6 protein-coding genes and 1 pseudogene are annotated in these 5,849 nt (G+C 36.0%); all 7 read left to right on the plus strand.

Annotated elements, in window-relative coordinates; genetic code table 11:
- Nucleotides 1–71: 71 nt before the first annotated feature.
- The 7 genes and pseudogenes from M901_RS15660 to M901_RS15695 all read left to right on the plus strand — a co-directional run bounded on the left by M901_RS15660 (nt 72) and on the right by M901_RS15695 (nt 5,616).
- Nucleotides 72–275, plus strand: coding sequence for a response regulator (locus tag M901_RS15660; RefSeq protein ID WP_081653495.1), 204 nt, complete (start codon nt 72–74; stop codon nt 273–275).
- A 91-nt stretch (nt 276–366) separates the two neighbouring features.
- Nucleotides 367–669 (plus strand): hypothetical protein, encoded by a 303-nt coding sequence (locus M901_RS15665; RefSeq protein ID WP_021279201.1) that lies wholly within the window; start codon nt 367–369, stop codon nt 667–669.
- Between the two features lie 63 nt (nt 670–732).
- On the plus strand, nt 733–2,247 hold the full coding sequence (locus M901_RS15670; protein WP_021279197.1) for a potassium/proton antiporter: 1,515 nt from the start codon (nt 733–735) through the stop codon (nt 2,245–2,247).
- Nucleotides 2,231–2,764 carry a DUF3124 domain-containing protein gene (locus tag M901_RS15675; RefSeq protein WP_021279200.1) on the plus strand — a complete coding sequence of 178 codons (534 nt, stop codon included), beginning with the start codon at nt 2,231–2,233 and terminating at the stop codon, nt 2,762–2,764. Before M901_RS15670 ends, M901_RS15675 begins: the two co-directional genes overlap by 17 nt.
- A 90-nt stretch (nt 2,765–2,854) precedes the next feature.
- A pseudogene (locus M901_RS18105) lies at nt 2,855–4,797 on the plus strand (PAS domain S-box protein).
- Nucleotides 4,798–4,892: 95 nt separating this feature from the next.
- On the plus strand, nt 4,893–5,177 hold the full coding sequence (locus M901_RS15690; RefSeq protein ID WP_021279199.1) for a hypothetical protein: 285 nt from the start codon (nt 4,893–4,895) through the stop codon (nt 5,175–5,177).
- On the plus strand, nt 5,161–5,616 hold the full coding sequence (locus tag M901_RS15695) for a cache domain-containing protein (RefSeq protein WP_021279196.1): 456 nt from the start codon (nt 5,161–5,163) through the stop codon (nt 5,614–5,616). Before M901_RS15690 ends, M901_RS15695 begins: the two co-directional genes overlap by 17 nt.
- The last annotated feature ends 233 nt before the right edge of the window (nt 5,617–5,849 follow it).

Consider the following 5,849-nt stretch of genomic DNA (forward strand, 5'->3'; position numbering starts at 1 on the left):
TTTTAGATGACTTTGCTACTTTAATAACTATTTTGTGATGATGGAGCTCAATGTAGAAAAAATTATTCGATATCAATGTGAATAAGATAAGTGGCTTTGACTTGCTAAAAATGATTAGAGAATCTGAGGGATTTCGTAAAGTGCCAATAATTGTCGTTTTCTCTTCTTCTGACTCGTGGAAGGATAAGGAGAAGGCAAGGATTTATGGAGCCAATGGTTTCTTCTCTAAGCCGACTCATGTCGCTGATTATATTAAATTCTTTCAGATGATTTAGTTCTCTTCTGACCATGAGAAGAAGTTGACCCCCTGAAAAAAAATGAGACTTGTTGTATACTCTTCTGGTGCGTGTCCAGAACCTTCTCATATTGTTCTTACTTGTTTTTTCCTTTCTAGGAAACCGGGGATTCCACCAAGAAATTGATTCATCACATGACAACTTTATTACGACTCGGGCAAGTAATAGCTCTGGAGCAACTCTTTTAAGTAAGAAATCAGGAAGTAAAATTGTTAAGACAGGAAGTCATTGGGGTGCCTTAGGTCTTGCGACATTAGTCGAGTTCTATTTTTTTAAGATTAGTGATAAAGAAGTATTCATCAGTAAATATTCCTATAAAAAGACAATTTATCGTCGCTTTTCTGGGCTTAGTCCACCTTTAGAACTTTCATAGTTTTCGTTAACATTTATTTTTTACATTCGTGAACCTTATAGAGAAAGAGGAAATCTCCTTCATATGGAAGTTTTAGTAAATAATTATATTTTTGTAAGTGCAATAATCGTTCTTCTAAGTGTCTTGTTAAGTAAGTCTTCAGATAGATTCGGACTACCTGTTTTATTGGTCTTTTTGGGGATTGGTATTTTGGCGGGAAGTGAAGGAATTGGTGGTATTGATTTTGAGAACTATGAATTGACCCAGTTTCTCGGAACCTTTGCCCTTTGTTTGATTATCTTTACAGGAGGAGTAGAAACAAATTTAGAAGAAATTATGCCTAACCTTAAAAGAGGGATAACTCTTTCAAGCTTAGGAATTGTCGTGACAACGGCACTCGTAGGCTTCTTCGTTAATTTTATTACAGATCTAACTCTTGTTGAATCGATGCTTCTCGGAGCAATCTTGTCGGCAACTGATGCTGCCGCTAGTTTTTCAATTTTTAAAGATAAGAACTCTCAGGTTGTCCCACGTACTAAGAATCTTTTGAAATTTGAGTCTGGAAGTAATGATCCGATGGCATACTTCTTAGTCATTTTTCTCCTGGGCTATATGCAAGGGGAAAATAGTGGGGCCTTAGGGATTACTCTGAGTTTAATCTTGAATCCAGCGATTGGTCTTTTCTTCGGGTGGTTCTTCTCTCAATTATTTATTGCTTTGAATAATAGAATTAACTTAAGCCATGTGGGGTTGTATCCAGCTTTAACACTCTCTTTCTTATTCCTTAGCTATTCTTCTTCTATTTATTTGGAGGGAAATGGGTTTTTAGCTGTCTATGTCTTTGGGATAATTATTAGTAGTAAGAAGCTTTTACATAAATCTCTTCTTTATAGTTTCTATGATGGTATTAGCTGGCTATCACAAATAGGATTATTTGTTATGCTAGGTTTATTAGTTTTCCCTAGCCGTCTAATTCAAATTGCACCAATCGGGCTTATGGTGGCAGTATTTCTTATTTTCTTTGCAAGACCTGTCACAATCATGCTCTGCTTATTAAAGAGTCGTTTCAATTTGAAGGAGAAAACATTCATTGCTTGGGCAGGTTTAAAAGGAGCAACACCTATTGTTTTTGCTAGTTTAGCCGCAGTTAAACTGGGGACGAAGGCCCATATGATTTTTGATATTGTTTTCTTTGTTGTTTTAGTATCAGCGATTCTTCAAGGGCTAACAATGAAGCTTATGGCCAGAAAATTGGGACTGCTTTATGAATCAGTTGAAGATCCAAATTTTCCAATTGATTTAGATGTTTTAGAAAAGACGAAGAATGGAATAAGGGATCTTAGCATTGGTAGTCGTGATTTTGCTGTCGGAAGAAGAATAGTAGACCTTTTTCTACCTCAAGGTTGCCTAGTTCTTTTTATCAAGAGAAATGGGGCATTTATTATTCCAGATGGCGCAACTGAGTTTAAGAGTGGTGATAAGGTCTTAATTGCTACAAGAGAGAGAAGTGATATCGAAGAAGCTGTAGATTGTTTTAAGATTGGAGTGGCAAAAGAAGGAATATTTTTTAAAGGAGCTTATAGTGAACAAATACATTAGTGGATTAATGATGATACTCTTATTTATTTCTTGTCAGCAACAAGGTGTTGATAAGGGTAAAAAGAAAATAAGACAAGAAGTACCAAAAGCGACCGAGTTTCGCCCAGCTAATGATACACATACGAGAAAACTTCATGGGCAGCAAGTCTATGTTCCAATTTACTCGAGCATTTATAATGAGTATGAAGGAAATCTTCTTCATATGACCGCTCTTCTTAGTATTCGTAATATTTCTCAAAAAGAGAGTATTATGATCAAGAAAATTGAGTACTATGATACTAACGGAAAGCTTCTCAAGAAGTACATTGATCGTCCCTTTATCTTAGGAAAAATGTCGAGTAAAGATATTGTGATTCCTGAAAAAGACTTGAGTGGAGGAACCGGGGCTAATTTTGTAGTCGAGTGGGGCTCTGAAAAATTTGTTGCTGTTCCCATCATCGAGTCAGTAATGCTTGGTTCAGTAGGGACTAAAGGTTTTTCATTTTCATCACGAGGTAAAGAGATCGAAGCGCATTAAAGAGAGGTGTTGTCTAAGTTTGATTACTTAAACAATTTATCTTATCGGCCGATAAGGGTTTAAATAATTAAAAAACTTAAGGACATAATCGTGGATATCAAAAACTCTCATAATTTAGTTTTCTCAGAAGAAGACTTCTCTGGAATTTTAAAAGCTTTAAGTCGTGTTCAAGCAGTTATTGTCTTTGATTTAGAAGGAAATATTCTTACAGCAAATGAAAACTTCTTAGGAGCTTTAGGTTATCAGCTTTCTGAAATTAAAGGGAAGCACCATAGAATATTCTGTGAATATAGTTATTCTTCAACTCCTGAGTATGTCGAGTTCTGGAAGAGACTTGCCCGTGGTGAATTTGAAGCAGGGGAATACAAGAGATTGTCCAAGGAAGGAAAAGAAGTTTGGATCAATGCTTCTTATAACCCGATCTTTGATGATGAAGGAAATATAAAACGTATTGTAAAATTTGCCACTGATATAACAGCTTCTAAACTTAAGAATGCTGACTTCGAAGGAAAGATTAAGGCCATTAGTAAAGCTCAGGCCATGATTGAGTTTGAATTAGATGGAACAATAATTGACGCAAATGAAAACTTCTTATCTGCAATGGGATATCAATTAGAAGAAATTAAAGGAAAGCATCACCGTATTTTCTGTGATCCCACTTATGTAACATCTTCAGAGTATCAGAAGTTTTGGAATAAATTGGGCAATGGTGATTTTGAAGCTGGTGAATACAAGAGATTCTCGAAGAATGGAGACGAAATTTGGATCAATGCTTCGTACAATCCCATTTTGGATGCCAGTGGTAAGCCATTCAAAGTCGTCAAGTTTGCAACAGATATTACTGAGACTAAAATTAAAAATGCAGACTTTGAAGGTCAGCTGAATGCTATTGATAAATCTCAGGCGGTTATTGAATTTACTCCTGATGGAACAATTCTAAAGGCCAATAAGAACTTTCTCGCAACAGTTGGGTATTCAATAGATGAGATAAAGGGACAACATCACCGAATTTTCTGTGAACCGGAATATACGAGGAGTTCTGACTATAGGGACTTTTGGATAAAGCTAGCAAATGGTGAATTTGATACAGGTGAATATAAGAGAATTGGTAAGGGTGGAAAAGAAGTTTGGATTAATGCCTCATATAACCCAATCTATAATCACAATGGTGAGGTTTATAAAGTTGTTAAGTATGCAACTGATTTAACAAAAGAAAAGGAAGCCTATAATAATTTAGTTGAAACATTTGAAAACGCAGCAATTGAACTTCTTGCAAGTTCTTCTCAAATTTCAAGTGTGGCCGAAGAAATGACTGCTGATGCAAAAATAACTCTTGAGGTCTCTACGAATGCATCTGCAAGTTCAAGACAAGTTGCAAGCGGTGTACAAAATGTTAGTACAAGTACGGAAGAGTTATCGGCATCTATAACAGAGTTGGCAAAGTCTTCTTCAGAGGCTTCGAAGTGCTCATCAGAGGCAAAAGAAATGACCCTTGAGGCGAGTGAAAATATATCGGAACTTGGAAAAGCATCTGAAGATATTGGGAATGTCATTAAAGTCATTTCATCAATGCTCAGCAGACAAATTTACTCGCTCTAAATGCGACAATTGAAGCTGCAAGAGCTGGAGAGGCCGGAAAGGGTTTCGCCGTTGTTGCCAATGAAGTCAAGGAACTCGCTAAACAGACAGCTATCGCTACAGATGATATTTCTAATAAAATTACAAATGTTCAAAGCTCAACAGAGCAGGCAATTACAAGTGTGACAGGAGTCAGATCGACTATTGAAGAACTCTACAATATTGCCAACTCGACAGCAGCTGCGGTTGAAGAGCAAACTGTGACAACTAGAGAAGTTAGTCGTGTTCTCCTAGATTCAAGTTCTGAAGTAGATAATATCTCAAAGATTATTGAAGAAGTTACATTCTCGGCTAATAAGAGTTCTTCTGCTGCTCAACAAACATTTGAAGTCGCACAAAAGATCAATCAAATGGCAGAGCATCTTCAAAAGCTAGTTGTTGATGCTAAGAAGTAGCTAAGGTATTGAAAATAAGGTCTTCTTTATTTCTTTTAATTTAACTATTGAGAAATAAACTTAGTTTATAATAGTTAGAGCCGAAGAGAGAGATAATGAAGACTTTAAGTGGAAAAATTTCAATATTTGGAATTGGTATCTCTATATTTACTGGGATTATTTTTAGTATTTATAGTCTTAATCAGCAAAGAGACTATCTCCTAAACTCACGCCTTGATGATGCTGATGATGCCATTGAGTTGGTTGAAAAAAGTGTCAAATCTGAGGTGAAGCAGTTAAAGTCTGATGTTCGTTTCCTCGCTTCAACACCGCCTATACGGGGAATTCTCCGCGCTACTAGAAATGGAGGCGTTCGACCAGTAGATGGTTCTAACCCTTAAAATTTGGAAAGATCGCTTAGGAACTATCTTTCAAGAAATGCTCTATGCCAAAACTCGTTATAGTCAGATTCGCTATATTGGTATGGAAAATAATGGCCTTGAAATTGTTCGTGCTAATAAGAGTGGAACCAAAGTATATCAAGTTAATGAAGAAAATCTTCAAGAAAAATCTAATGAACCCTATTATAAAGAGATCGAAGCTTCGGTAAGTAGAAAGGTTTATCTGTCAGATTTTTCTCTCAGTAGAGAGTTTGGTCAAGTCGTGATACCGGAAGAACTTGTTCTTAGGGCGGCCATGCCGATTTTTGAAGTGAAAGATAAGAAGTTTGGGTTTGTAATTGTTAATGTTGATTACACTCAAATCTTTAATGCCCTTAACCTGATTCTATCAAAAGGGACTGAATACTATATCATCAATCATAATAAGATTATCGCTTGAGAGTGTGGATGGCCATTTAAAGCATAAAATTAAGAAATCGATAAGAAGAATATCTTCTCTATTTATGAGCATATTAAAGAAGTTCGCGACCAAAAAAAGGTTTCTAGGGGTGCAATTTATCGAATAGAAAAGATGGGAAATTCTATATTGAGAAAAAGATCTACTATAATGATCTTCATCCCGATGAATACGTATCGGTACTTGTTGTCATCTCTAAGAAGAATTTACTCTCA

It is taken from the genome of Bacteriovorax sp. DB6_IX, from assembly GCF_000447775.1.
GTDB lineage: Bacteria > Bdellovibrionota > Bacteriovoracia > Bacteriovoracales > Bacteriovoracaceae > Halobacteriovorax_A.

Excerpts from the sequence above, each read along its gene's own strand:
- M901_RS15670 (WP_021279197.1), top strand. The coding sequence starts at position 733 with ATGGAAGTTTTAGTAAATAATTATATTTTTGTAAGTGCAATAATCGTT.
- M901_RS15695 (WP_021279196.1), top strand. The coding sequence starts at position 5,161 with ATGGTTCTAACCCTTAAAATTTGGAAAGATCGCTTAGGAACTATCTTT.
- M901_RS15690 (WP_021279199.1), top strand. The coding sequence starts at position 4,893 with ATGAAGACTTTAAGTGGAAAAATTTCAATATTTGGAATTGGTATCTCT.